The 20588-nt window shown below is 64.1% G+C and carries 24 protein-coding genes; 9 read left to right on the top strand and 15 right to left on the bottom strand.

The genetic code is table 11. The features are described from left to right. Window positions 1-48: 48 nt before the first annotated feature. From MESAU_RS25140 to MESAU_RS25160, 5 genes are all read right to left on the bottom strand, one after another. Entirely contained in the window at window positions 49-1824 is a 1776-nt protein-coding gene (locus MESAU_RS25140; protein ID WP_015318840.1) for a tetratricopeptide repeat protein, read from the bottom strand. A gap of 142 nt (window positions 1825-1966) precedes the next feature. Continuing rightward, entirely contained in the window at window positions 1967-2416 is a 450-nt protein-coding gene (locus MESAU_RS25145) for a DUF1284 domain-containing protein (RefSeq protein WP_015318841.1), read from the bottom strand. Further along, complete coding sequence (locus MESAU_RS25150; protein WP_015318842.1) at window positions 2413-3006, bottom strand: biotin transporter BioY; 594 nt, start codon at window positions 3004-3006, stop codon at window positions 2413-2415. The genes MESAU_RS25145 and MESAU_RS25150 overlap by 4 nt, the downstream gene beginning before the upstream one ends. 107 nt (window positions 3007-3113) lie before the next feature. Continuing rightward, a complete protein-coding gene (locus tag MESAU_RS25155) occupies window positions 3114-3782 on the bottom strand; it encodes a GntR family transcriptional regulator (protein ID WP_015318843.1) in 669 nt (222 codons plus the stop codon). A gap of 99 nt (window positions 3783-3881) precedes the next feature. Continuing rightward, window positions 3882-4898, bottom strand: coding sequence for a polyprenyl synthetase family protein (locus MESAU_RS25160; RefSeq protein ID WP_015318844.1), 1017 nt, complete (start codon window positions 4896-4898; stop codon window positions 3882-3884). 188 nt (window positions 4899-5086) lie between these two features. Here MESAU_RS25160 and MESAU_RS25165 point away from each other — a divergent pair, with 188 nt between their 5' ends. The 6 genes from MESAU_RS25165 (at window position 5087) to moaB (ending at window position 8790) form a co-directional block, all read left to right on the top strand. Further along, the gene (locus MESAU_RS25165; protein ID WP_015318845.1) at window positions 5087-5311 is read left to right on the top strand and encodes a putative signal transducing protein; all 225 of its coding nucleotides are present in this window, start codon (window positions 5087-5089) and stop codon (window positions 5309-5311) included. After that, window positions 5311-6111, top strand: coding sequence for a tRNA1(Val) (adenine(37)-N6)-methyltransferase (locus MESAU_RS25170; protein WP_015318846.1), 801 nt, complete (start codon window positions 5311-5313; stop codon window positions 6109-6111). Before MESAU_RS25165 ends, MESAU_RS25170 begins: the two co-directional genes overlap by 1 nt. Window positions 6112-6188: 77 nt before the next feature. Then, window positions 6189-7052: a S49 family peptidase gene (locus MESAU_RS25175; protein WP_041163897.1), complete on the top strand. Its 864-nt coding sequence runs from the start codon at window positions 6189-6191 to the stop codon at window positions 7050-7052. 82 nt (window positions 7053-7134) lie between these two features. Next, on the top strand, window positions 7135-7320 hold the full coding sequence (locus MESAU_RS25180) for a membrane protein (RefSeq protein ID WP_015318848.1): 186 nt from the start codon (window positions 7135-7137) through the stop codon (window positions 7318-7320). 5 nt (window positions 7321-7325) lie between these two features. Further along, the gene (locus tag MESAU_RS25185; RefSeq protein WP_015318849.1) at window positions 7326-8249 is read left to right on the top strand and encodes a 4-(cytidine 5'-diphospho)-2-C-methyl-D-erythritol kinase; all 924 of its coding nucleotides are present in this window, start codon (window positions 7326-7328) and stop codon (window positions 8247-8249) included. Continuing rightward, complete coding sequence (gene moaB / locus MESAU_RS25190; RefSeq protein WP_015318850.1) at window positions 8236-8790, top strand: molybdenum cofactor biosynthesis protein B; 555 nt, start codon at window positions 8236-8238, stop codon at window positions 8788-8790. Before MESAU_RS25185 ends, moaB begins: the two co-directional genes overlap by 14 nt. Before the next feature lie 28 nt (window positions 8791-8818). On the opposite strand, the gene MESAU_RS25195 is transcribed toward moaB, so the two are convergent. Next, window positions 8819-9346 carry a glycosyltransferase gene (locus tag MESAU_RS25195; protein ID WP_015318851.1) on the bottom strand — a complete coding sequence of 176 codons (528 nt, stop codon included), beginning with the start codon at window positions 9344-9346 and terminating at the stop codon, window positions 8819-8821. A 150-nt stretch (window positions 9347-9496) separates the two neighbouring features. Here MESAU_RS25195 and MESAU_RS25200 point away from each other — a divergent pair, with 150 nt between their 5' ends. Together MESAU_RS25200 and MESAU_RS25205 are read left to right on the top strand one after the other, a co-directional pair. After that, the gene (locus MESAU_RS25200) at window positions 9497-10651 is read left to right on the top strand and encodes a PA0069 family radical SAM protein (RefSeq protein ID WP_041163509.1); all 1155 of its coding nucleotides are present in this window, start codon (window positions 9497-9499) and stop codon (window positions 10649-10651) included. Between the two features lie 152 nt (window positions 10652-10803). Further along, window positions 10804-11499 carry a ribonuclease HII gene (locus MESAU_RS25205; protein WP_015318853.1) on the top strand — a complete coding sequence of 232 codons (696 nt, stop codon included), beginning with the start codon at window positions 10804-10806 and terminating at the stop codon, window positions 11497-11499. A gap of 128 nt (window positions 11500-11627) precedes the next feature. On the opposite strand, the gene MESAU_RS25210 is transcribed toward MESAU_RS25205, so the two are convergent. The 7 genes from MESAU_RS25210 to MESAU_RS25240 all read right to left on the bottom strand — a co-directional run bounded on the left by MESAU_RS25210 (window position 11628) and on the right by MESAU_RS25240 (window position 17198). Beyond that, entirely contained in the window at window positions 11628-12119 is a 492-nt protein-coding gene (locus MESAU_RS25210; RefSeq protein ID WP_015318854.1) for a F0F1 ATP synthase subunit B, read from the bottom strand. A 10-nt stretch (window positions 12120-12129) separates the two neighbouring features. Further along, window positions 12130-12729 carry a F0F1 ATP synthase subunit B gene (locus MESAU_RS25215; RefSeq protein ID WP_015318855.1) on the bottom strand — a complete coding sequence of 200 codons (600 nt, stop codon included), beginning with the start codon at window positions 12727-12729 and terminating at the stop codon, window positions 12130-12132. Between the two features lie 62 nt (window positions 12730-12791). Then, window positions 12792-13016 (bottom strand): F0F1 ATP synthase subunit C, encoded by a 225-nt coding sequence (locus MESAU_RS25220; protein ID WP_013896722.1) that lies wholly within the window; start codon window positions 13014-13016, stop codon window positions 12792-12794. A gap of 66 nt (window positions 13017-13082) precedes the next feature. Next, window positions 13083-13841 (bottom strand): F0F1 ATP synthase subunit A, encoded by a 759-nt coding sequence (locus MESAU_RS25225; protein WP_015318856.1) that lies wholly within the window; start codon window positions 13839-13841, stop codon window positions 13083-13085. An 85-nt stretch (window positions 13842-13926) separates the two neighbouring features. Continuing rightward, window positions 13927-14328, bottom strand: a complete 402-nt coding sequence (locus MESAU_RS25230) for an AtpZ/AtpI family protein (protein ID WP_015318857.1) — start codon at window positions 14326-14328, stop codon at window positions 13927-13929. Window positions 14329-14585: 257 nt separating this feature from the next. Further along, entirely contained in the window at window positions 14586-15767 is a 1182-nt protein-coding gene (locus tag MESAU_RS25235) for a cell wall hydrolase (protein WP_015318858.1), read from the bottom strand. 144 nt (window positions 15768-15911) lie between these two features. Beyond that, window positions 15912-17198 carry an MFS transporter gene (locus MESAU_RS25240; RefSeq protein WP_041163510.1) on the bottom strand — a complete coding sequence of 429 codons (1287 nt, stop codon included), beginning with the start codon at window positions 17196-17198 and terminating at the stop codon, window positions 15912-15914. Window positions 17199-17314: 116 nt separating this feature from the next. On the opposite strand from MESAU_RS25240, the gene MESAU_RS25245 reads away from it, so the two are divergent. Further along, window positions 17315-18235: a LysR substrate-binding domain-containing protein gene (locus tag MESAU_RS25245; RefSeq protein WP_015318860.1), complete on the top strand. Its 921-nt coding sequence runs from the start codon at window positions 17315-17317 to the stop codon at window positions 18233-18235. A 36-nt stretch (window positions 18236-18271) separates the two neighbouring features. Here the strand turns inward: MESAU_RS25245 and der are convergent, their stop codons facing one another. Next, a complete protein-coding gene (der, locus tag MESAU_RS25250; protein ID WP_015318861.1) occupies window positions 18272-19702 on the bottom strand; it encodes a ribosome biogenesis GTPase Der in 1431 nt (476 codons plus the stop codon). 61 nt (window positions 19703-19763) lie between these two features. Further along, complete coding sequence (locus MESAU_RS25255; RefSeq protein WP_015318862.1) at window positions 19764-20429, bottom strand: tetratricopeptide repeat protein; 666 nt, start codon at window positions 20427-20429, stop codon at window positions 19764-19766. Window positions 20430-20588 lie beyond the last annotated feature (159 nt).

Consider the following 20588-nt stretch of genomic DNA (forward strand, 5'->3'; position numbering starts at 1 on the left):
ACGAAAACGGGGCTCCGAGAGCCCCGTTCGCATTCCAAAAAGGCGGTTTCACCCCTTCGGGGCAGGCACCGGCTCGGGCTTGACCTTCGGCGTTTCCTGCGCCGTGTTCGACTCGATCGGCGGCAGGCCCTTCATCAGCTTCTGCTGCAGGGTGGCCAGCACATCGGGATCCGGCTTCAGGTCACGGGCCTGGTTCCACTGGAAGGTGGCTTCCAGCTTGCGACCGACGCGCCAGTAGGCGTCGCCGAGATGGTCGTTCAGAACCGGATCTTCCGGCTTCAGTGAGACCGCGCGTTCCATCTCGCGCACCGCGTCATCGAACCGGCCGAGGCGGAAATAAGCCCAACCCAGGGAATCGACGATGTAGCCGTCGCTCGGCTTGAGATCGACGGCCTTCTGGATCATCTCCAGCCCTTCCTTCAGGTTGGTGTTCATGTCGACCCAGGAATAGCCGAGATAGTTCAGCACCTGCGGCTGGTCTGGCTGCAATTCCAGCGCCTTGCGGAAATTCGGCTCGGCCTTTGGCCATTCCTTCAGCCGCTCATAGGCGATGCCGCGCTGGTAGAAGATGTTCCAGTTGGCGGCGGTCGGTGTCTTCAGCACCTCGACGGCCTTGTCGTAGAGATTGGCGGCGGAGCGGAAATCCTCCTTCGAGGAGTAGACACCGCCGAGCGCCAGATAGGCGCGCATGTCGTTTGGATGAGCTTCGACGAAGGCCTTCAAATGCGTGATCGCCTCGTCATGGCGGTCGAGATCGGCAAGGTTGAGGCCAAGCTGCAGGTCCGAAATCTCCTTCAGTGGCGAAGAGTCGGGGATGCGCCGATAGAGTGCGATGGCGCCCTCGCCGTTCTTCAGCTGTTCGGCCACGGCGGCGAGCTGCACGAGGGCAGCGTCGCTGTCGGGCTTCAGGGCCAAGGCATATTGCAAATAAAGGCGCACGAATGGCTCGCCGCCGCCACGGTTGAGCGCGGTGGCAAGATCGAGCAGGATTTCGGAAGCACCGTCGGACGGACCGGACACGAAGGGCGCGATCTTGTCGCCCTTGCTGATCCTGTCGCGCAAGGCGACGATTTCCAGCTTGCCCGGCGAGAACGCCTCGGCCTGGTCGAGAACCGACATCGCCTTGGCCTTGTCGCCCTTACGGGCCAGGAACGAGGCATAGGCCTGCGCATTGCGCATCCAGGTTTCAGGCGCCGCACCGCCGGCGGTGGTGTCCTGCATCGTCGCGGCATAGATAGCCTCGGCCTTTTCAGGCATACCAGACGCATCGGCGATCAGGGCGCGGTGGAAGGATTTGAACAGGCCGAACCAGTCCGGCCCCTGCAGCTTGTCGATAGAAACCATCGCTTCGCTGGCCTGGCCGGCACCTTGCTCGGCCCAGCCGGACATGACGCCGGAGATCAGCCGATCGAGATCGGATTCCAGCGACAGCTTGAGCCAGTACTGTGCCTTGGTGAAATCCTTCTTGTGGAAGGTGTCGACCGCCAGCGCCAGGCGCGAGAAGCGCTCGACATCGGGCACTTCCTTGAGCTTGTCGGCATAGACCAGCGATTCGTCGAAGCGGCCTTGAGCGATCAGCGACAGCATCAGGCTCTGCTGCAGGGCTGTGTCACCAGGATTGAAGGCCAGGGCTTGCTTGTAATAGGCGATGGCGCTGTCGAGGTCGTTGTCGCCCTCGGCGATCCTGGCAGCCAGATAGGCGCCCGAGAATGACGAGATCTTGACCGGTTCGGTGGATTGCTTGGCATAGGCCGGCAATGCCGAAATCGCCATGCCCGTCACAATTGCCAGCCTTGTCAGCCAGCGCGCACGTCCTTGCTGCATCATATCCCTTTCAGCCAGGCGCCATCTCCGCGTCAGCGGATCGACCCAGACTCGATCTTTCCAGGCAAAGCATGGCCTTTTTGGGGTCGCGCTTCAATCCGCCTGAAATTCACAATCGGGTCACCCGATTAACAAACCATGGCTAAATGGGACGGTTTTGCGCGTCAACAGGCCGCCGCAGCCGCGCATCGCGATAGCCGCCGCTTGCCACCGCGCCGCACAGCCCGCTCCATTCGCAGCCGCCGCACGCCTTGCGCACGTGGCCGGTCGAAAACGCCTGCCGCAGCCTTGTCAGGATGGCGGCATCGAGATCGACGCGGATGCCGTGCCGGATCGGCCGAGCCAGCAGCGCTTCCACGTCTTCCGCGGCCTGCCGGTCCCGCCCGGCCGCGCCGTCACGCAGGCAGTGCGGTTCCGGCTCGCCAAGCAACGGAGCGCAGATGTCGTCTGGTCCGGAAACGAGGAGGATGTCTTCGCCCCGGCTCAAGCGCTCCGCGATTCCGTCATAATTGGCGGTGAAAGCGGGGCTGTATCCCTTGCCCACATAGGTGAGCAGGCAAAGGAGATGGTGGGCGCGCAGCCTGACCGTCACGGCTTCGGCAAGTTCATCTTGCCGCGCGGGAGCGCCATCAGCGTCGCGGCGCCAAGCGCCGATTTCAGCAACCCGCCGACGATGAACGGCACGAAGCCGAAGGTGACGGCCTTCTCGGCGCCGATCAGGACGGCAAGCCAGGCTGTGCCGAGAGCCAGGCAGGCAAGATTGCCGAGCAGCATGGCGGCGAAGGCAGGCAAAACCCTGTTGCCGTTCCAGCCGCGCTCGGCCAACCAGCCGACCAGTGCGCCGGTGACAGGAAAGGCAAAGAGATAGCCACCCGTCGGGCCCACGAAATGCTGAATGCCGGCAGCGCCGCCGGCCAGGACTGGAAAGCCGACAGCACCTTCGACCAGCCATGCCGCGATCGTCACCGCGCCAAGCCGCCAGCCATAGAGTGCGCCAATCAGCGTCACGGCGAAGGTCTGCATGGTCACCGGAACTGGCACCATCGGAACCTCGATGTGGGAGGACAGCGCCAGCAACAGCGTGCCGAGCACGACGGCGCCGGCCTGCCAACCGAGCGATCGCTGCTGGAGACGCAGCGGGCTGAAGGACGGTCTGGCGGACGAGAATACGAGGTTGGTCATAGGCTTCCCTTCGGTCGATCCGAAATTATAGATAATTTTTGCCTTCGATCTATTATCGAATCCACATTTCTGGAGCGATAGCAAGCCTAGGCTTGGGAAAAGATCGTTCAACCCACGATCGCGAAAGCTTCGCGCGTGGCGCCGGAGGCTGTCCTGACCGGCTTGCGGCCAATCCATTGGACATGCCGTCCCAATGTTGTCGCGGCCGATTCGGTGTTCCCCTGCCGCAAGGCGGTGAGGATCGCCCGGTGGTCCTGGTCGGTGCGCGTCTCCCACTCCGAGCGCCAGGCCGCGAACAGGAAGCGGGCGCTCGCCGCGTGCAGGTCGTCTATGGTGGCAAGCAGGCGGGGCATGCCACAGGGCGTCAGGATCAGCCGGTGAAAGGCGCGATTGGCCTCCTCCCACGACCTGACGTCATGGGATTTGTCGCCGGCTTTTGTCGCCTCCTCGGCCTGGTCGAGAATGGCCGAGGTCAGATGCGGCGCGGCTTGGCGCAGTGCCAGCACTTCGAGTGCGGCCCGCATTTCGGCGACCTCCTTGACCTCGCCCAGATCGAAGGCCGCGACACGCACGCCACGACGCGGCTCACTGACGGCGAGGCCCTGCGCCTCGAGTCGGCGAAAGGCCTCGCGCACGGGAACGTGGCTGGTGTTGAATTCCTCGGCGACATGATCCTGCCGCAACCTCGCCCCTGGCTCGATCGCGCCGGAGATGATGCGATCCGCCAAAACCTTGCCGATGCGGACCGCGATGGTGTCGTCAGTGCCCTTGGCCATGTTTTATAGATAATTTGCGACTGGGCTGCTTGTCGAGACGGCAGGGCGAATTCACAGGCGTCTTTTCACTGACGGCCCCGGCAGGAAGCCGTGAGGCGCTCAGTTCACGCGGCTGATGCAGAAGTCGATGACGTCGATCAGCGCCGATTTCTGCGGCGTCTCTTCCAGCGGCGCCAGCGCGTCGCGGGCGATCTCGCCGAAATGGCGGGCGCGCCCGATCGTATCGGCAATGGCGCCGTGGCGGGTCATGAGGCCGATCGCCTTTTCCAGCCCGGCGTCGTCGGTGACATTGTCCTCGATGGCGCGCTTCCAAAAGGTGCGTTCGGCCTTGCTGCCGCGCCGGTAGGCGAGGATGACCGGCAAGGTCACCTTGCCCTCGCGGAAATCGTCGCCGACATTCTTGCCCAGATCCTTGCTGGTGCCGCCATAGTCCAGCGCATCATCGATCAGCTGGAAGGCAAGGCCGAGATTCATGCCGTAGGAACGCAGCGCCGCACGGTCGTTGCGGGTCGCCTGGGCGATGACCGGGCCAACCTCGGCGGCGGCCGAAAACAGCGCGGCGGTCTTGGCCTTGATGACGGCGAAATGCTCGTCCTCGGTGGTTTCGAGGTTCTTGGCGGCGGCCAGCTGCATGACCTCGCCCTCGGCGATGATCGAGGCTGCGCTGGACAGGATGTCGAGCGCTTCGAGCGAGCCGACATCGACCATCATGCGGAAGGCCTGGCCGAGCAGGAAGTCGCCGACCAGCACGCTGGCCTGGTTGCCCCAGATCATGCGGGCGGTCTTCTTGCCGCGCCGCATGCCGCTTTCATCGACCACGTCGTCATGCAGAAGCGTGGCCGTATGCATGAATTCGACCGAAGTGGCGAGCTTGACGTGGCCCTCGCCGGCATAGCCGAACATCTGCGCCGCAGCCAGCGTCAGCATTGGCCTGAGCCGCTTGCCGCCGGAAGAGATCAGGTGGTTGGCGACCTCGGGAATCATCTCGACGTCGGAGCCGGCCTTGGACAGGATCAGCTCGTTGACACGTCCCATATCGGCAGCAGTCAGATCGATGAGATCCTTGATGGAGGCGGGCTCCCGCTTCCCGTTTTCGATGTTGAGAACGACACCCACGACAATCACTCCCGTCTTGGTATAACGCGTGCGACGGCACCCTTAGTCCCAACAAGACTCTAGGGCGGCTGGCACGGCCACGGCAAGTGGCGAATTGGCGCGGCGGCGGCGACAACGTGTCAACGCCGCGAAATGCGGGAATGCGGCCGCACGTTTACATGCACGCCGCAACCTGCGAGTTTCTTGCGATGATAGAGCTCATCCGCACCAACGACGCCGTCATCATCTCCTTTGTCGAATCGCTGATGCGCGATGCCGGGATCGGCTGCTTCGTCGCCGACCAGAACATGAGCGTCCTCGACGGCTCGCTTGGTATCCTGCCGCGACGCGTCATGGTCGATGCCGACCAGGCCGACGCCGCGCGCCGCATCCTGACCGATGCCGGCATCGCCAACGAGATCCGGGGGAAATAATGTCGGCCGCGCCAGCCGCCCTTGTCCCGGATACGCCGGCCCACACGGTCGATGCGTTCCACCGCGGCCGGTTCTGGCTCGTGCAGCCCAAGCATGGCGGCCATCGCGCCGGGATGGATGCAATGATGCTGGCCGCATCCGTACCGTCCTCGTTTGGCGGACGGCTCGCCGATTTCGGGGCCGGCGCCGGTGCTGCCGGTCTTGCGGTGCTGTCGCGCTGTCCGGGTGCCCAGGCTGTGCTGGTCGAACGCGCGCCTGAGATGGCGGCCTTCGCGGCAGCCACGCTTGCCCATCCGGGCAACGCGCACCTCAGCGATCGCGCTGCCGTGCTCGTCGCCGATGTCACCGTGTCGGGCCGCGCCCGGGCCGCCACCGGCCTTGCCGACAATGATTTCGACTTCGTCATCATGAACCCGCCTTTCAACGCCGCACGGGACCGCGCCACTCCCGAGCCGCTAAGAAAGGAAGCGCATGTCATGGAGGACGGACTGTTCGAAAGCTGGATCCGCAGTGCGGCGGCGGTTGTCAGGCCGCGCGGCGGGCTTGCCGTCATCGCCCGGCCCGAACAGCTCGGCGCCATTCTCGACGCGATTTCAGGCCGCTTCGGCGAAGCCGAGATGCTCGCCGTGCACCCTCGCCCGGACGCGGCCGCAATCCGCATTATCGTGCGGGCGGCACTTGGGGCACGAGGAAAGCTCGCCATCCGTCCGCCCCTGATGCTTCACGCGCGATCGGGCAACGGCCCCGACGAGCGCAGCGAAATGATCACCAACGGGCTCGCCTCGCTGTTCGGAGACTGAGCTGTTGGCGGCCTACACATTGCCGTTGGCCGGGAAATCCCTACATGCCTGCAACCATCGCCGGAGACCACGCCATCGTGAAACGTCTTTTCAACCGCCTGCTGCCGAAGTCCTGGCGCTCCTCCGTCGTCACCGTTCCGGTCATCCGACTGCACGGCACCATCATGGCCGGCGGAGGCCAGTTCCGGCCGAGCCTGTCGCTTGCTTCCACCGCCGGACTGATCGAAAAGGCGTTTTCCTTCGAGGCGCCGGCGGTCGCGATCTCGATCAATTCGCCGGGCGGCTCGCCGGTGCAGTCACGGCTGATCTTCAAGCGCATCCGCGACCTTGCGGTCGAGAAGAATAAAAAGGTCCTGGTCTTCGTCGAGGATGTCGCGGCGTCCGGCGGCTACATGATCGCGGTCGCCGGCGACGAGATCTTCGCCGATCCCTCCTCCATCGTCGGCTCGATCGGCGTGGTGTCGGCCTCGTTCGGTTTCCCGGAACTGATGAAGAAGATCGGCATCGAGCGCCGTGTCCACACCGCCGGCCAGAACAAGGCGGTGCTCGATCCGTTCAAGCCCGAGAAGAAGGAAGACGTCGAGCGGCTCAAGGTGCTGCAGCTCGAAGTGCACGAGACCTTCATCGATCTGGTCAAGGAGCGCCGCGGTACGAAGCTGGCGGACGATCCGGACCTGTTCACCGGGCTGTTCTGGACCGGCAAGCGAGGCCTGGAGCTCGGCCTCGTCGATGCGCTGGGCGACATGCGCACGGTGCTGAAGACCCGCTTCGGGCCGAAGACCCAGCTCAGGCTGGTGGCGGCGCCGCGCGGTTTGTTCGGCCGCTTTGGCCTGTTCGGCTCGAGCAAGGGCTTTTCGGCGCCCGATATCGCGGCGGCTGCCGCCAGCGGCGTCATCAATGCGGCGGAAGAGCGCGCATCGTGGGCGCGCTTCGGGCTTTGAAAAAGCCATGAAAGCGTCTAGCATGGTTGCCCGAAAGACCCGACCGGCCGGTCTTACCGGCCCAGCGTGGTAGGAGTTTGACATGCCGCAGCTCATTTTTTTCGCCGTCGTCGGCGTCGCCGCCTATTTCGGTTACCGCACCTTCGTGCGCGAGGCTGAACGCGTGACGGCCAAGGTGCGGCGCACCGAAAAACAGGCGGCCAACGGCGCGATGGGAACGCTGGTCAAGGATCCGCAGACCGGCGAATACCGGCTGGCCAAGGACTGACCCTCATTTCACTCGCAATCGAGACTGCGGAATCGGGTCAGCGTGTCCGGACATGGGCCGCACCCGCCAAGATAAACCTAGCTTTGCACGTCACCGGCAGGCGCGCCGACGGCTATCATCTCATCGAAAGCCTGGCTGTGTTCACGCGCTTTGGCGACAGGATCGAGATCGCGCCGGCCGACGCCGATGAGTTCAGCGTGTCCGGCCGCTATGCGGCGGACGTACCGCTCGATGGCGGCAATCTTGTGCTGAAGGGCCGCGACGCCCTGCGGCAGGCCGCCGGCGTTCGGAGCACGCCGCCGGTAAGCATCAGGCTCGAAAAGAACCTTCCGGTCGCATCCGGCGTGGGCGGAGGGTCGAGCGACGCGGCGGCCGTGCTGCGCGGGCTGACCGAGAGCTGGGGGCTGGAGCTCGATAGCGCCGAACTGGCGCGGATCGGTCTTTCGCTTGGCGCCGATGTGCCGATGTGCCTGGCGGCAAAGCCGCTGGTCGCGCGCGGCATCGGTGAGGAACTGTCGATGGTGCCGGATTTTTCAGCACTGGGTCTCGTGCTGGTCAACCCGGGCGTGCCGGTCTCGACGACGGAAATCTTCGCCGCACTCTCCCGTCGCGATAATGAGCCGCTGCCGCCGCTGCCGCGCAGCATCGATTTTCACAGCCTGCGCAACTGGCTGGAAATCACCCGCAACGATCTTGAGCGGCCAGCCCTTGCGATGCAGCCCGCCATAGGCAGGGCGCTTTCATGGCTTGATAAGGCCGGATCGGGCTTTTCACGAATGTCCGGATCGGGCGCGACGTGCTTCGGCCTGTTCGAGACCGGCAATGTCGCCAAGCGCGCGGCGGCCGAGATCCGCGACCGCCAGCCCGACTGGTTCGTCGCGGCAACGCGCAGCATGGCGTCGGAGGCTGGGCGAGATGGCCAGAATTGACGAGAGCCGTGCCTTCATTCCGGTGCGCATCGCGGTGCTGACTGTTTCCGACACACGCAGCCTGGCCGACGACAAATCCGGCCAGACACTGGCCGATCGCATTACCAAGGCCGGCCACATCCTGGCCGCCCGCGATATCGTCACCGACGACCGCGAAAAAATCCGCGACGCCGTTCTGGCGTGGTCGCGGGACAAGGCCATCGACGTCGTGATCACCACTGGCGGTACCGGTTTTACCGGACGCGATGTGACGCCCGAGGCGCTGGAGCCGATCTTCGAAAAGCGCATGGACGGATTTTCGGAAGTGTTCCACCGCATTTCCTATGACAAGATCGGCACCTCGACTATCCAGAGCCGGGCGACCGGCGGTGTCGTCAACGCCACCTTCGTCTTCGTGCTGCCGGGATCGCCCGGCGCCTGCAAGGACGCCTGGGACGGCATCCTCGAGCCACAGCTCGATTACCGGCACATGCCCTGTAACTTCGTCGAGATCATGCCGCGCCTGGACGAACATCTGCGGCGCGGCAAATCGGCGTCGTAAGCAACGCCACGCAGAGCCGTTGCAAAAATCACCCCCCAGAGCGGTGCTGCTGCTTCGGCTGCGCTGGCCAGATTTCGGCGTCGAGCCGTCTGGTCGCCAGCCCGCGCGCTAAGGCCTCGGCGCTGCCGGCATTCTTGGACAGCGATGCCGCCTGTCGCTTGCTGATCACCAGTCCGTCGGCGAGCGCGCGGTTTGCCGAAAAGACCCGGGCCAGGAACGGTGGACGGCTGCCCCGCGCCCGCGAGAACCGGGCCGCTATTGTCTGCCTGGCCGTATGGGCGACGACGGCGTCGATCCAGCCCTCCACCAGCCTCGCACCCGGTTCGAGAAACAGCAGCCAGTCACCCTTGGCCTGGCGGATGCCGGCGGCGATGCCCCCGCTCCCCACATAGTGGCAGCCGGCATGCTCGGCGACGCGATGGGTCTGGTCACTGGAGCCCGTGTCGCAGACGACAACCTCACGCACCACGCCCTCGACCGCGCCGCCAATCAGCGTCGCCAGCGTACGGGCGAGCCCCTCCTCGTCATTGTGCGTTTCAATCAGAACACTGAGCATGATTAGCCGAATAGCGGAAAGCGTTGGTCGGCGCCAGTTTTTGCAGCGCACCATAGAAAGTTCTTGATTTGTTCTCATCGATAAAATAGGAATAATTTCATGAACAGAGCGATTCGACACAACATGGACAGTCCATGGGAGCGGGCGAAGATGGAACCGATCATGCGAGCCGACATTGCAGCCTTCGGAGCAGGACGAGCCGAAATGGCCAATGCAATGATCGAGCAGAGCGGCATGCGGGTCCGTCCGGACCGCAACCGCGGCCGGTCGGCAGGCATCAATCCGTCCGGCCGGTTCGAACCTGTCAGCCGGCATGTCTTCGACGACGGCTGGAGTTCGCTGGAGGAACTTCCTCCCTTTAAGACCGAGGTGCAGGTGGAAAAGCCGCGCACCATCATCACCCGCAACGAATCGCCCGACATCTCCTTCGACCGGTCGATCAATCCCTATCGCGGCTGCGAGCACGGTTGCGTCTATTGCTTCGCGCGGCCGACACACTCGTTCATGGGCCTGTCGCCGGGCCTGGACTTCGAATCCAAGCTGTTCGCCAAGCCCGACGCGGCACGCCTGCTCGACAAGGAATTGTCAAAGGATGGCTACCAGCCGCGCACCATCGCCATCGGCACCAACACCGATCCCTACCAGCCGATCGAGAAGCAGTACCGGATCATGCGCGAAATCCTCGAAGTGCTGGAGGCGCGCGGCCACCCGGTCGGCATCGTCACCAAGTCAGCCCTGGTCGTGCGCGACATCGACATTCTGTCGCGCATGGCGGAGCGGGGCTTGGCCAAGGTGGCGCTGTCGGTGACGACGCTTGACCGCATGCTGGCCAGGACGATGGAACCTCGGGCATCGACGCCGACCAAGCGGCTGGAGGCGATCAGGCAGCTTTCGGATGCCGGTATCCCCGCTTCGGTGATGGTGGCGCCGATCATTCCGGGCCTGACCGACCAGGAGATGGAACGCATCCTCGACTCGGCGCACCATGCCGGGGCGCGCGAAGCCGGCTATGTGGTGCTGCGCCTGCCGCTGGAGGTCAGCCCGATCTTCAAGGATTGGCTGCTGCGCCACTATCCCGACCGCTACCGCCACGTCATGTCGCTGGTCCGTTCGATGCGCGACGGCAAGGACTACGATTCGGAATGGGGCAAGCGCATGAAGGGCGCCGGGCCCTATGCCTGGCAGATCGGCCGGCGCTTCGAAATCACCGCCAAGCGGCTCGGCCTCAATGCCGAGCGGCGTACACTGCGGACCGACCAGTTCGTCGCTGCCGGCAAGGACCAGGAGCAGTTGATGCTGCTCTGAACCGAAAATCGCCTCGGCTGTTCATTGCCGCCGTGGCAAAGAAATCCCGTCCGGCCTGCCCCGGCCTGCAGACGGTGCCCTCCCGGTCCGGCGCCCCACCCGACCCGGAGGGACTTGCGGAGAATCGGAGCCGATGCGAACCTCGCCGCAACATGGCTCGCGCGCGTTCTGATTCTCCGCCTCTCTTCGAAATCGTCGAGAAACCCGATTTCTCCTTCGAGACGAAGGCGATGGCCGATGGTTTGTGGCCGGTCGCGGGGATGGACGAAGCCGGTCGCGGCCCGCTCGCGGGTCCCGTGGTCGCGGCGGCAGTGGTGCTCGACCCCGCCAATATTCCCGAGGGTCTCGACGATTCCAAGCGGCTTAGCCACCTGCAGCGCGAAGCGCTGTTCCTGCACATCATCGGCTCCGCTCTCGGCGTATCGATGGCGTCGATCAGCGCCGAGGGCATCGATGGCACCAACATCCTCAAGGCGAGCCTCGAAGCGATGCGCCGCGCACTGGTCGGGCTGCCGGTGCAGGCTAAGCTCGCGCTCGCGGATGGGCGCGACGTGCCGCCGGGATTGCCCTGCGAGGGGCGCGCGCTGATCAAGGGCGACCAGCGCTCCCAATCGATCGCCGCAGCCTCGATCGTCGCCAAGGTCATGCGCGACCGCATGATGCGCGGCTGCGGCAATCATCACGGCCGCTACGGCTTCGAAGTGCATATGGGCTACGCCACGGTCCGGCACCGCACGGCGATCGAGGCGCATGGGCCAGTGGCTCGGCTGCATCGCACCTCGTTTGCGCCGTTCCGGCTGGGCGGGACTGAAGTGGTTGAGGAAGAGAGCTTGGCCGGGCTGGAGTAGGGCGACGGCAGTGGCAATTCCATCTTCCCCACGAGGGCGGAGATTGGCCGCTTTGACGCGCCGCTTTCTCCCAAACAAAAAAGCCGCCAGGTTGCCCGGGCGGCTTCGTGTCAGCGACTGAAGAACGCTCAGTTCAGCTTGGCCTTCACATCCTGCAGCGCGGACCTGAACAGGTCGGCTCCGGCCTTGGCGTCAACCTTGGCGGCGAGCAATGCGCGTGCCGCCTCGACGGCTATATCGACGGCGCTGGCGCGCACTTCGGCAACCGCGTCACGCTCGGCTTGGCCGATCTTCTGCTCGGCAAGCGCGGTGCGCCTGGCAACGTAGTCCTCGGTCTTCTTGTGGGCGTCGGCAGCCAGCAGTTCGGCCTCACGCTTGGCGGCCGCTACAATGTCGGCGGCCTCCTGCTCGGCTTCCTTGCGCTTCTTCTTGTATTGGCCGAGCAGTTGCTGGGCTTCGTCGCGCAGCTTGCGGGCCTCGTCGAGCTCACTGCTGATCCTGGCGGCGCGGGCGTCGAGCGCCTTGGCGATCATGCCGGGCACCTTGATGTAGATGGCGATGGCCAGGAAGATGATCAGGGCAATCGTGGCCCAGAGCGTTGCGAGAGATGTAGCGTCCATGATGCGCTCCTCACCGGGCCACGGATTTGACCGCGGCCGCGATCTCGGCCTTGCTGGCCTTGCCGCCAACGAGTGCCTCGACGATCGCCGAAGCGGTATCCTCGGCGATGCTGCCGACTTCCTTCATGGCATTGGCCTTGATGGAAGAAATGCGTGCCTCGGCCTCGCCAAGCTTCTCATCGAGCGCGGCCTCGATCTTCTTGCGCGCGGTGTCGGCTTCCGCCTTCGCCGCATCGCTGGCCTGCTGGCCGATCGAGTTCGCGTTCTTCTTGGCTTCCGCCAGTTCCTGCTCGTAAGCGGCAACGGCGGCGTCGGCCTCGCCCTTCAACTTGGCCGCCTGGTCGAGATCCTGGCTGATGCGGTCGTTGCGGACATCGATGATGCCGCCGACGCGCGGCATCACGACCCGCTTCAGGAACAGGTAGAACAGCCCGAACGTGATCGCCAGCCACAGAAGCTGCGACGGAAACGTCTCCGGATTGAATGGCGGAAACGTGCCGTGCGTTTCGGCAGGCACGCTGGTGCCGGAATGCGTGTCGCCTCCGGTCGCAGCGTGGCTGGTGTCGGCTGATGGCGCGGACTCTTGCGCGAAGGCAGATGTCACGAACATGGACTATCCCCAGATATCAGGCCCGCCGCTTGCGCGGCCGGCCTGTCCAATCTTCCCAGTACTCAGCCGAACAGGGCCAGCAGCGCAATGAGAAGCGAGAAGATGCCCAGAGCTTCGGTCACGGCGAAGCCGAAAATCAGGCGGCCGAACTGGCCGTCGGCGGCCGACGGATTGCGCAGCGCGCCCGAGAGGTAGCTGCCGAAGATGTTGCCCAGGCCAATGCCCGCGCCACCCATGCCCAGGCAAGCGATGCCGGCGCCGATGTACTTTGCTGCTTCTGCGTCCATTTGTTCAACTCCTTTGGATCTGAAAATTCCGTTGCTATTCCATCCGGCGTCGTGCCGGAAACCTGATTAGTGCGAAGGATGGAGGGCGTCGTTGAGATACATGCAGGTCAGCACCGCAAAGACATAGGCCTGCAACAGCGCCACCAGCAATTCGAGCGCCGTCAACGCCACCGCCATGGCCAGCGGCAGGATCGATCCCGCAATGCCGAGCGCACCCAGCGCACTGAGACTGACCACAAATCCCGAAAAAACCTTCAGCGTGATGTGGCCGGCGAGCATGTTTGCGAACAGACGAACCGAGAGGCTGACCGGGCGCGACACGAAGGAAATCACCTCGATCGGAACGACAAGCACCATCATCAGGAGGGGCACGCCCTTCGGCACGAACAGCTTCAGGAAGCCAAGGCCATGCTTCATGAATCCATAGACGATCACGGTGCCAATCACCATGATGGCCAAACCGAAGGTGACGATGATGTGGCTGGTGATGGTGAAGAAATACGGGAACAGGCCGAGCAGATTGGCGACCAGTACGAACATGAACAGCGAGAACACGAAAGGGAAGAATTTCATGCCCTGCGTGCCGGCGGCATCGCGCAGCATGTTGCCGACGAACTCATAGGCCATTTCGGAGACCGACTGCAGCCGGCCGGGGACCAGGCTGCGGCTCGACGTCGTCAGGAACAGGAAGGCCGCGGCAATGACCACGGTCGCGACCATGAACAGCGCGGAATTGGTGAAGGACAGATCATAGCCGCCGATCTCGATCGGAACCAGCTTGATGATATGGAACTGGTGGATCGGATCGACCTTGTCAGCTGCCACGTTCAAACCCCGTCAATGCCGCGTACGGCTAAATTACCATTGCCGCATGGTAGGCGGCTATTTCCAAATGCCGCCTGAAAGGCGGTCATTTGCTGTCGTCCAGGTCGCGGCGCGGCTTCGCACCTTGTCCGAATTCCGCCACAACGCCAGCTGAACGCATGACATTGAGCACGCCGGCGCCAAAGCCAAGCAGCAGGAAAACGATCAGGCCCCACGGCGATGTCCCCGCCATACGGTCGATGATCCAGCCGATGCCGGCGCCTACCACCACCCCGGCGATAAACTCGCTGGATAGTTTGATCGCCTGACCGTATCCGGTCACTGGTTTCGCGTCGTCTTTCCCCTCGAGCCGGTTCGGCAGCCTTGTCGCAAGCGATGCTCCAAGTTCACGCCGACGTCGCTCAAGATCGTCGTCGCGGATTTCGGGGTCATGCTGCTTGCCGCGGCCGGTTTCTCCGGTTCCGTCTGGCCTGTTTTTCTCGGCCATCGCAACCCCCCTGCCCGGGCAGACCGTCACCGTCCGTCCGCTTCTAAAGTCGCCGGCAACATAGTTAGAGGGTTTGCGCCCGTCAAGCCACGGAGGGAAGTTCCGCGCTGTCTATTTTAGCTAATAAAATCAAATAATTAGAAAGGTGCGACATCGTGCCCTTTGCGATCGGCGGAATGCGCCGCGCGAATCCCCGCGACAATGGCTCTCCGATCGACCGTGCGAACGCGCGAAAAGACGGGCGGGCGGCGGAACGTTCAGCTCCAGCCACCACCATAGGTCCGGTAGAATATATGCAGGCCGATCTTGGTCATCTTCTGCATCGTGCGGGCCCAGCCGGGATGGACGTAATTGGCATAGTAGTGGGTCGACGATCCCACTTCCGGAATGAAGATCTTGCCAGCGGTGACGGCCATGCCGACATCCTGAGCGGTCTTGTAGGCGACCGGATTGTCGATGCGCTTCTTCCTGCCGTCGCAGGCGAAGGAGAACTGGCAGCGGTTGAACCAGCTGTCGTTCTGGTAGACGACGCCGCAGATCGAATTGGGATAGGCGGGATTGCGGACCCGGTTGAGGATCACCTGGGCAACGGCGGCCTGACCGCGCACTGCTTCGCCGCGGGCCTCGAAATAGATGCCGTTGGCCAGGCACTTCTGCTCCGGCTCGGAGAAGACGCTCGCCGGAAGCGGATTCTGGATCCATGAATGGTCGCCCTTGGCCATCGGCGGAATGAAGCGGCCGCTGTTGGGCTCTTCATCCTGAAGCAGGGCTTCAAAGGGCGAGGCCTTGGCATAGTCCGGCGCGGATTGCGCATAGGCGGTCGCCAGCACATCGGGATGGTCGTTGTTGACCAGGGCCGCAAGCATGGCCGGCACGCCGGGATCCGGCTTCTTGTCCTCACGCGCATGGAATGCCGCGGCGATCTGGATTTCCTTGCCTTTGATCCGCGGCTTGGCGAAGGCCATTTTCAGATCGCCGTCCATGCTCGGCCGCATCAGCGAGGAGGTCCGCTGGAAGATCGAGCCGGCATTGAAGTTCTTCGGTGGCGCCACGGGAGAGACCTGGACGATGCGGCCCTTCTTGTCGGCGCGCACGACGCGATCCTCGTCGGGCGACCCGCTGACCTTGCCGCCCTTGCCGCGAAACGAGACGGCGCCGACACCGGGAAGGCGAACACCGGAACCCGAGATCGAGCTGGTGACGTCGGAATCGACGAACGGCATCTCGGCGGCGTGGACCGAACCGGCGACGGATTTCTCGACATAGGAATTCCAGCGCGTGGTCGGCGATTCAAGGCCGGAAACGAGGCTGGTCATGTCCTGGTAGGCAGCGACGGTCGGAAAGCCGATCCAGATACCGAGACCAATGATGAACGGAGACACAAGGCTGCGTTTCTCACCGGCGGCGGCCATCAGCCGCTTCAACACACGTCGATGCACGGAACTCTCTCCAGGAACGCAACTGACCCCACTGGAGAGCAAAATGATGCATTAACCTTGATGGGACGTTAACGAGGTCGGTCAGGTTTTCTCGGTCGGCTAGAGGTCGTGGGTTCGAAGTCGGGCGATTTTGCGACGGGAAGCTCAGGTCCGCCGCAGGAAGATCGGCCAGGCGACCAGGGCACAGGCGGCTGCCGACAGCCACACGCCAGGCCATGACCAGAGGTGCAGCAGCCCTGGAATGGCCACCGGAACCAGGAAGAAGCCGACGAAGACAAAGCTGTTGGCAAGGCTGAGTGCGGTTCCGACATGGCCTGCACCGGCAAGCGTGGCAAGCTCGGTATAGGCAACGCCGTGCCAGGCGGAGACCGAGATGCCGGCAATGACAAGCACCAGGGGCAGGACAGCGATCAGGAAGGATTGGCTGGAAGGCGTTGCGTGAGCCGCCAGAACCAGCAACCAGAGCACCACGAAGGCCAGCGCGCTCAGCGCACAGCACAAGCGGAGAAATTGACGGCGGTTGCCGTGGCGGTCGGTAAAGCGGCCGCTCCAGACGCGCATGACCATGGCGCCGACCTGTACAGCGGCGAGGCTGGCGCTGATCGCCGTCGTGCCAAGCCCGGCGAAGTCGTGCAGGAACACCGATGCGAAAGTGAGGACCGCCACCTGCGGAAAGCAGAGCAGGCCGATGGCGGTCGAGATGCGCCAGACCTCGACGTTGCGCAACGGTGCCGGTCCGGCAACGTCGGATGAGACGGCCTCACCCGCCATCGGCGGTTCGTGCAGCCAACGCCAGGCGAACAGGGCGGAGAGAGCGGATGCCGCCGCCAGAAGCCCGAACACCGCAGCGAAACCGAAAGCCAGGGCAAGCGAAGGCAGGACGAGCGCGCCAAGGCCGCCACCAAGCGGCACCGCCGTCTGCCGGATGCTCATGGCAAAACCACGCTCATTCTGCCGGAACCAGCCCATGATTGCGCGGCCGCTCGAGCCATTGACACTGCCGCCGAGCAATCCCGTGACGAGCAGGCTTGCCGCCAGCAACGTGACATCGGGAATGCTTGAGCTTGTCGGCACGACGAGCATCGCCATCGCAAGCAGCCAGGCCGCCGTTGCACCGAGGCCGATCAGAAGCACGCGGCGATCCCCCCAGCGGTCGGTGAGCAGGCCCCATGGCAACTCACTGAGCGCAACCCCCAGGCCAAGAAGACCGAGCGCCAGGCCAAGCTCGGCATTGCTCAAGTGATAGCCTTGGCGAAGCACGACCGCCGTTGCCGGTATGCCGGAGAAAGTCGCCGAGAAACCGGCGTTCGCGGCCACCCCGATGCCCAGGACCTTCCAGCGGTGGTTGGGGCCAAAGGTCCGGCCGGCCGCGGTCATGGCAGTGCCTCGCCCGGATAGCTGGCAATCGTTGCGAATGACGGTGGCAGACATGATTCCATTCCCGTGACGCCGGCCGAGCGGCCTTGACGGGAGGCATATAGCGCCATAGCTTCATCCATAAAATCAGGAAGATTTTGATCGATAATCCTGAAAAAAAGGACGATCTTATGCGCCGTGTCACATTCGATCTCGACGTGCTGAGGACTTTCGTCATCGGCATGGAACTGGGAAGTTTTGCCAGGGCAGCTGAGCGGCTTGGCCGCTCGACCTCCGCCGTCAGCGCGCAGCTGAAGAAACTGGAAGAGCAGGCCGATACGCCGATCTTCCGCAAGGCGGGGCGCGGCCTGTCACTGACCGAAGCCGGCGAGACGATGCTCGGCTATGCGCGGCGCCTGATCGAGCTCAATGACGAGGCAGCCCTGGCGATCCGCGACGTCGAACTGGAGGGCTGGGTGCGGCTCGGCCTGCAGGAGGATTTCGGCGAGGCCGTGTTGCCGGAAGTGCTCGGTCGCTTCGCTCGCGCCCACCCCAAGGTCCGGATCGAAGCACGGATTGGACGCAGCCACGAATTGGCCGAGCGTGTCCTTTCCGGCAACCTCGACATTGCGCTCGCCTGGCATGATGGCACGACGCTGCCGTATAGCCGGCATGTCGCCGACGTGCAGGCGCGCTGGATCGGCCCGGCGAAACCGATGGAGGCAGGTCCCCACGATGGCGAGGCGCTGCAACTGGTCGTGTTCGAGGCGCCTTGCCTGCTGCGCACCGTGGCGACCGAGACGCTGGATCGTGCCGGGCGGCCCTGGCGGATGGCGTTCTCCAGCCCCAGCCTTGGCGGCATATGGGCGGCGGTGGCGGCTGGCCTCGGGCTGACGATCCGCACCGATATCGGCCTGCCCGCGAATGTCCGGGCGCTCGCGCCCGGAATGCTCGGGCTGCCGCCGCTGCCGAAAATGGCGCTGCATTTGCATCAGAAGGATGCCGAGCTCGATCCGATCGCGGCGCGGCTGGCCGGCATCCTGCTGCAATCGGCGTTCGAAGCGTTGCCCGAGGGTGCCGAGATCAAAGAAAACCTGCTGAAAGTCGCTTAGCCGCAGCTCTCGGCGGAGGCGGTTGCCACCCTATCGTCAACGCTTCTTCGCACGGCCGGCGAACGGATTGTCCGAAGTGCGCAGCGCGATGCGGATCGGTACGCCCGGCATGTCGAAGGCTTCGCGCAGGCTGTTGGAGAGATAACGGACATAGCTTTGCGGCATCGCGTCCGGCCGCGAACACTGGACCACGAAGCCCGGCGGCCGGGTCTTGGCCTGGGTGACGTATTTGACCTTCAGCCGGCGCCCGGCGACGGCAGGCGGCGGGTGATGCGTCAGGATGGCTTCAAGCCAGCGGTTGAGCTTGCCGGTCGAAACACGGCTGTTCCAGACCTTGTGCGTCTTCAACACCGCATCCATCAGCTTGTCCAGGCCGCGTCCGGTCTCGGCCGAGACCGGCACGGCCTGGATGCCGCGCGCCTGCGGCAACAGCCGCTCGGTCTTCTCGCGCAGTTCGGCCAACAGTTCCTGCGGGTTGTCGATCAGGTCCCATTTGTTGAAGGCGATCACCGGTGCCCGGCCCTCGCGGATGATCAGATCGGCGATCTGCAGGTCCTGCTTTTCGAAGGGAATGGTGGCGTCGAATACGATGATGACGATCTCGGCGAAACGGATGGCGCGCAGGCCATCCTGCACCGACATCACTTCCAGCTTTTCGTGGATCCTGGCCTTGCGGCGCATGCCGGCGGTGTCGAACAGTTTGATGCGGCGGCCGCGCCAGTCCCAGTCGACCGAAATGGAATCGCGGGTGATGCCGGCTTCCGGTCCGGTCAGCAGCCGCTCCTCGCCGATCAGCGCGTTGATCAAAGTCGATTTGCCGGCGTTCGGCCGGCCGACGACGGCGATGCGCATCGGCTTGGTGTCGTCATAGGATGGCTCGGCGTCCGGATCGGCGATGTCCTCGCCGATCAGCACCTCGCTGGCGGCGGCGTCTTCGTCGTCTGTATCCTCGTCTTCACCGAAGGCGCGCGCCTCGCCGAGCGCTTCGATCACGGCGTCGCGTAGGTCGGGCATGCCCTGGCCGTGCTCGGCAGAAACCGGGATCGGTTCGCCAAGGCCAAGTTCCCAGGCCTCCAGCATGCCGCCCTGGGCGCCCTTCGCCTCGGCCTTGTTGGCGACCAGCACGACCGGCTTGCCGGATTTTCGCACGATCTCGGCAAAGGTCCTGTCATCCGGCAGCAGGCCGGACTTGGCGTCGATGGTGAAAAAGATCAGATCCGCCTCGCGGATGGCGATTTCGGTCTGCGCGCGCATGCGGCCCGGCAAGGTCGAAGCGCCGGCGTCCTCGAAGCCCGCGGTATCGATGACATCGAAATGCAGATCGTAAAGCTTGGCGGCGTGGACGCGGCGGTCGCGGGTCACGCCCGGCGTGTCGTCGACAAGCGCCAGCTTTCTTCCCACCAGCCGATTGAAAAGCGTCGACTTGCCGACGTTAGGTCTGCCGATGATGGCGACTTTGAATGTCATCCGACCCTACATCTTCCACGCATGTCGTGGTGCCAAACCGCTGCGCGCCTTGGGCAACGGGTCACGATGCGCTGCCCGACCCGCGGATCAGCTCGGACATCAAGGTCGCCCGCTCGCGCGTGTTGCGCGGGGCGCCATCATCGGAGGCGATCTGATCGAACAGCTTCAGCGCGTCCTGGGTCTTGCCTTCCTTCCAGGCGGCAAGGCCAAGCGCCTCGCGCGCGCTGTGGCGCAGCGTGTTGGTGTCCGATGTCAGCGCCTCGACGCGGCTCGACACGTCGGCGAAGGAGCCATGATCGACGAGCAGGAGCGCCGCCCTCAGCCGCGCCATGTCGCGCAGGCCCTGGGGAATGGCGGTGTCGGCGGCGACATCGTCGAAGTCCTTGACGGCGGCAGCGACGTCGCCCTTGTTGGCCTTGACGGTCGCGGCGCGCATGCGGGCGAGCAGCGGATAGGCGCCGTAGCCATCCTTTTCCAGCTGATCGAGCGCGGCCAGCGCGTCATCGTTCTTACCGTCATTGGCGAGCTTCAGCGCCTGCGAGAAGGCATCGCCGGAGCGATTGGCGCGCGTCTCGTCCCAATAGCGATAGCCGACGAAGGCCGCGGTGCCGAGCACCACAAGCACCGCAATGACAAGCAAGGCCGGGCCAAAACGGTCCCACAGCTTCTGCGCCTGCTCGCGGCGCATCTCATCATTGACTTCGCGAATAAAACTGTCGTCGGACATCAATCAAACCATTCCTGCCCCGGGCCGGGGCGGTTCATGAGCCCGCGTTTTAGCGAAATTTTGTCGGCATGGAAGGGGTTCGGCCGGAAAATCGGCTATTCCCGGGGCAAACAAATGTTTGTCCCCGGCAAACAACTGTTTGTCCCCCGGGCAAACCAA

The organism is Mesorhizobium australicum WSM2073, assembly GCF_000230995.2.
In the GTDB taxonomy this organism is placed as follows: domain Bacteria; phylum Pseudomonadota; class Alphaproteobacteria; order Rhizobiales; family Rhizobiaceae; genus Mesorhizobium; species Mesorhizobium australicum.

Bases quoted from the DNA above. Each gene is read 5' to 3' on its own strand.
- MESAU_RS25140 (WP_015318840.1), bottom strand. From the start codon at position 1,824: ATGCAGCAAGGACGTGCGCGCTGGCTGACAAGGCTGGCAATTGTGACG.
- MESAU_RS25150 (WP_015318842.1), bottom strand. From the start codon at position 3,006: ATGACCAACCTCGTATTCTCGTCCGCCAGACCGTCCTTCAGCCCGCTG.
- MESAU_RS25155 (WP_015318843.1), bottom strand. From the start codon at position 3,782: ATGGCCAAGGGCACTGACGACACCATCGCGGTCCGCATCGGCAAGGTT.
- MESAU_RS25165 (WP_015318845.1), top strand. From the start codon at position 5,087: ATGATAGAGCTCATCCGCACCAACGACGCCGTCATCATCTCCTTTGTC.
- MESAU_RS25170 (WP_015318846.1), top strand. From the start codon at position 5,311: ATGTCGGCCGCGCCAGCCGCCCTTGTCCCGGATACGCCGGCCCACACG.
- MESAU_RS25180 (WP_015318848.1), top strand. From the start codon at position 7,135: ATGCCGCAGCTCATTTTTTTCGCCGTCGTCGGCGTCGCCGCCTATTTC.
- moaB (WP_015318850.1), top strand. From the start codon at position 8,236: ATGGCCAGAATTGACGAGAGCCGTGCCTTCATTCCGGTGCGCATCGCG.
- MESAU_RS25195 (WP_015318851.1), bottom strand. From the start codon at position 9,346: ATGCTCAGTGTTCTGATTGAAACGCACAATGACGAGGAGGGGCTCGCC.
- MESAU_RS25200 (WP_041163509.1), top strand. From the start codon at position 9,497: ATGGAACCGATCATGCGAGCCGACATTGCAGCCTTCGGAGCAGGACGA.
- MESAU_RS25205 (WP_015318853.1), top strand. From the start codon at position 10,804: ATGGCTCGCGCGCGTTCTGATTCTCCGCCTCTCTTCGAAATCGTCGAG.
- MESAU_RS25210 (WP_015318854.1), bottom strand. From the start codon at position 12,119: ATGGACGCTACATCTCTCGCAACGCTCTGGGCCACGATTGCCCTGATC.
- MESAU_RS25215 (WP_015318855.1), bottom strand. From the start codon at position 12,729: ATGTTCGTGACATCTGCCTTCGCGCAAGAGTCCGCGCCATCAGCCGAC.
- MESAU_RS25220 (WP_013896722.1), bottom strand. From the start codon at position 13,016: ATGGACGCAGAAGCAGCAAAGTACATCGGCGCCGGCATCGCTTGCCTG.
- MESAU_RS25230 (WP_015318857.1), bottom strand. From the start codon at position 14,328: ATGGCCGAGAAAAACAGGCCAGACGGAACCGGAGAAACCGGCCGCGGC.
- MESAU_RS25240 (WP_041163510.1), bottom strand. From the start codon at position 17,198: ATGTCTGCCACCGTCATTCGCAACGATTGCCAGCTATCCGGGCGAGGC.
- MESAU_RS25245 (WP_015318860.1), top strand. From the start codon at position 17,315: ATGCGCCGTGTCACATTCGATCTCGACGTGCTGAGGACTTTCGTCATC.
- der (WP_015318861.1), bottom strand. From the start codon at position 19,702: ATGACATTCAAAGTCGCCATCATCGGCAGACCTAACGTCGGCAAGTCG.
- MESAU_RS25255 (WP_015318862.1), bottom strand. From the start codon at position 20,429: ATGTCCGACGACAGTTTTATTCGCGAAGTCAATGATGAGATGCGCCGC.